This is a genomic window from Nostoc sp. FACHB-888, from assembly GCF_014696655.1.
In the GTDB taxonomy this organism is placed as follows: Bacteria; Cyanobacteriota; Cyanobacteriia; order Cyanobacteriales; family Nostocaceae; genus Nostoc.
The window spans coordinates 1-3,718 of the sequence record NZ_JACJQM010000312.1; the positions used below are offsets into that span (position 1 = coordinate 1).

Consider the following 3,718-nt stretch of genomic DNA (forward strand, 5'->3'; position numbering starts at 1 on the left):
TTAAATTCGTTGAGTATTATTTTCTTAATTATCCTAATTTTTTGCGTTGTCATTAACTGAAATTAATTCATACTTCAAATTGAAGTGCGGAATGTGGGTTATATATTAATCCAGAGATGCGTTAACTAGGATGAGCGATGCCGGGATACCGTTGCGTCACATTCAGGAGATATCGGGACATCGCACTTTGGCAGCTTTGGAGCGATATTTGGGCGTAACTGAAAAGCAAAAGCAGAGATCGCGTTCTGCTTTGGATTTTTGAATAATGTCGGCAATTTATAGAACAAAAGCGAAAAGCTGTTTCGGTGATTGGGTTTTAAATTCCAAAAACTACAATTGGAGCGGCAACGGACAAGGCAAGATATTAACCCAAGTCGAAACAGGTATGAGGTTATGCGATCATTTCGGCATTATTCGTGGGACAATCGATTTGATTTGGCGTTGCCTGTAGACAAGCTCACTTTACAGTAGTCCAATAAACTTTTGGTTTACTGGAATGAGTGTCGAAAGATAAAGGGAGACTCATGAATCCTAATACAGAAGAACTGATCCAACAACTAGGGCAACAGTACTCAGGTGCAGTGATGAAGCCTTTGTACACAGCTGTGGTGACTGTAACACCAGGGCAACAGGGACATGCACGGATGTCAGGTCATGCCCAAAGTAACGATGGTTGGCTTGATTTGAACCTGGCGTTTCCTGCTGAACTAGGTGGCACAGGGCAAGGAACGAATCCAGAGCAGCTTTTTGCAGCAGGTTATGCCGCCTGCTTTCATGGTTCGCTGGCTTTAGTTTCAAAACAACTAGGTATTGATGCTTCAAGTGCCACAGTTACGTGTGCTGTAACCATTGGCAGAGATCCAAGCGATGGTGGATATATGTTAGCTGCTAAATTAACTGTCGCTCTGACTAATCTTGACCGAGAAAAATCTGAACAGGTCGTTGCCCAAGCTCACAAGCTCTGTCCCTACTCGAAAGCTATTCATGGCAATGTTGATGTAGAAGTGGTGCTAGCTTAAATTATGCAAAGATAGTTTCTTGTTGGCAAATAGATAATACTGGAAAGAAAGGTAGGCAATATTGCTTATCTCAAAGCTTATAGATAAAGCACTTTTAGAAATGACACCACATTTTCTCTAGCTAAAAATCTCTCATGCTTTAAGAGAGATAGTTTCAGCACAAGCGAGTTTTAATCCCTATTGATTCCTGAGCAATAGTACGTACAATTATACGTAGTTCATGATTAATTTCATTAAATCGGCTTGGCTGAAAACGCATAACCTATGTTTTTAGGCAATTTTGGCAATATTTATTCAGATGAGCTAATTACTGCTACTGAGTTAAATCGGCAGCCTGGACGAGTTCTAGACAAGGCTTTAGAACATCCAGTAACAATTACTCGTAACGATCAGTCTTTTGCACTGTTGCGCCGGGAGGAAGTAACTTCTCTGGTGAAAGCAGCTACTCAAAGTAAAGCGGTTTTTGAAGCATTAACCGTTGCTTTTTCTCTATTATTAGGTAAAGAAATCGGCTTTGAACACCCTTATGGATGGTTAAGCGTGTTCGATTCTTCGGAGTTGCAAGAGTTTATTAAGGGACTAAGCGAGGCTTTTAGATTAATAGATTCCTCAACTATGGCATGGGAAATGATTGACGCAATTATCCATGAATGGCGTGAAAGTGCTATTGCAATCTCTAGTCCAGAACTGGCAGCAGCTTTTAGTGCCGAAACTGATGAAGTGCCATTAACTAAACCATCTCTTAGGAGTGCTGTGTGAGAGAGGATGTCAGATAATCAAGAAGAAAATCCCATAGTGGAGAATGTGGAGCCGCCAAATGTTAAACTGACGGCTCCTGCATTAAAAGAGATAAAAAGCACTTGGTTGGTGGTAGCCAAAAATCGTCGGGTGAATCGGGATTGGGAAGCTTTAATGCAGCGTTATCCAGAAAACACTCTTCGCTGTTATGAGGATTTATGTACTACACCAACCACTCGACAGCCAGGGCGTGTTTTTCCTTTGAAGGGCAAACTCTACAAGGGGGCATGGGAATACGAAGTGACAAAAGGGGACAGAGTATTTTATGTTCCTGATGCTCAACAGTTGAAAGTCGTTGTTTACTATGCAGGGAAACATCCTTCCCCTGCACCTATACCGTAAACTTACTCAACACTTGTCATCGTCTCCAGTTGTGCAAATAGTTTCTCTATTTGCTTGCGCTTCTTAGAGTCTGACCAAATACGCGATTTTCTTAGCTTGGTAGTCGCAGCAGTAAAGCGTTCTTTGCAATAGACTTGTTGGGTAATAAGCTCAAAAATCCTTGAAATCTGCTTGTGGCAAGCTTTTTATTGATTTCTGACCAAAATTATTGAAACCCAGACTCCCTAAGCCTTTCAGCGATTTTAGTCACTATTTCCCGACAACTCTAATAGCTTGTTCTAAAAACTCAACACGCTCATTCAACTTTGAAATCTGGGGGATGGCTTTGGTATACTCAACGCCGTGTACAGTTCCCTTTTTGGCACGGTAATCCCTAATTTACTCAAATTTCTGTACGATGCTTCAAGCGCCCACGCCCAGGCAATCGCTTTGCGAGAACGAGAGCGAAAATTATTGAACTGATACATCCAAGTGAATCCCAAACAATAAGACTACTCCCTCTATTTTTGAAGCTGTTTCTGACGCGATTCAAAGAGTTTGGATAACTGAAGAAAAAGAGTTGATTGCGAATGATTCCGAACTGCGAAGTCACTTAGAAGAATGGCTAAATAAAACATTTAAGTGATAGTTGTTGGCATCAAGCCAATTGCAAAATAGTCTGAGACTTAAGTGCCTCTTCAAGCTTCAGTCAACCCATGAATTTCTTTGAAGATATTCCTTTTTGAAACTTCTTGTATGCGTCTGGTACTTGATTACAAGACTGTTAGCGCTTCGCGTAACCTTTGTGAACATTAAAGATTTTGGAGAAATACAATGGATATTCAATCAACACTTACCCAAGCTATTGTAGTTATTGTTATGAGCTTTGTTGCTCTGATGATTTTCGATTTTATTGACAGACTTTATGTTGTGCCATTACCATCTATTGCAATTGCACAACTCAATTCCTGTTCTGAATCCGCAATAACAGCAACTCAATTTGAGCCACTATCTAACACTGAACAAGTAAAAGTCGAACCTCAACAAATTCCCTTCGTTACATCACAATTTGAGGAAATTTCTGACCCCTGGACATTAGAACTAGAGCCTCACAACAGTTCTACCAAAACTCAACCAGTTGTACTCCCGTTCCCCTCACTTAAACTGCTACCACCAGCAACAGGAGTACAACCGAAATCTTTGGCTAAAACCGCCAAGCCCAAGTCTACCAAAACTACCAAAACTACCAACACCAAAACCACTAAACCAACCAAGCAGTCCTTGACCAAACCAACCGTGACTGAACAAAAAAGTAAACCTGGTACGCGCTTTAAAGCTGCTTAACCACAATTGAGTTTGAACCAAAGCTTGCGCCTTTGCACTCTTTGTAAAGGCGTAATGTCCCATGCCCAGGCGCAAGCTTAATTTTGTATTGGTGAAGGTGTTGCGGCTACGCCAATTTTTCATGAAAATCATAATTATAGAACCCATTTGACATCTAAGAAGGTACTGCAAGCCTCTTAATCATTAGCCTGATGAAGCAGAGATTGAGTTTGGCAGTGGCATTAACCAGGGTTCGT

Annotated in this window: 5 protein-coding genes; all 5 read left to right on the forward strand. The window is 41.1% G+C overall.

Features of this window, described 5'->3' with window-relative positions:
• The first annotated feature begins 130 nt into the window (after positions 1-130).
• The 5 genes from H6G26_RS39840 to H6G26_RS39860 all read left to right on the forward strand — a co-directional run bounded on the left by H6G26_RS39840 (position 131) and on the right by H6G26_RS39860 (position 3,482).
• A complete protein-coding gene (locus H6G26_RS39840; RefSeq protein ID WP_190737441.1) occupies positions 131-262 on the forward strand; it encodes an integrase in 132 nt (43 codons plus the stop codon).
• Between the two features lie 262 nt (positions 263-524).
• Positions 525-1,019, forward strand: coding sequence for an organic hydroperoxide resistance protein (locus H6G26_RS39845; RefSeq protein WP_190737443.1), 495 nt, complete (start codon positions 525-527; stop codon positions 1,017-1,019).
• Between the two features lie 264 nt (positions 1,020-1,283).
• Positions 1,284-1,778, forward strand: coding sequence for a hypothetical protein (locus tag H6G26_RS39850; protein ID WP_190737445.1), 495 nt, complete (start codon positions 1,284-1,286; stop codon positions 1,776-1,778).
• Positions 1,779-1,784: 6 nt separating this feature from the next.
• On the forward strand, positions 1,785-2,159 hold the full coding sequence (locus H6G26_RS39855) for a hypothetical protein (RefSeq protein ID WP_190737447.1): 375 nt from the start codon (positions 1,785-1,787) through the stop codon (positions 2,157-2,159).
• A gap of 813 nt (positions 2,160-2,972) precedes the next feature.
• Entirely contained in the window at positions 2,973-3,482 is a 510-nt protein-coding gene (locus H6G26_RS39860) for a hypothetical protein (protein ID WP_190737449.1), read from the forward strand.
• The last annotated feature ends 236 nt before the right edge of the window (positions 3,483-3,718 follow it).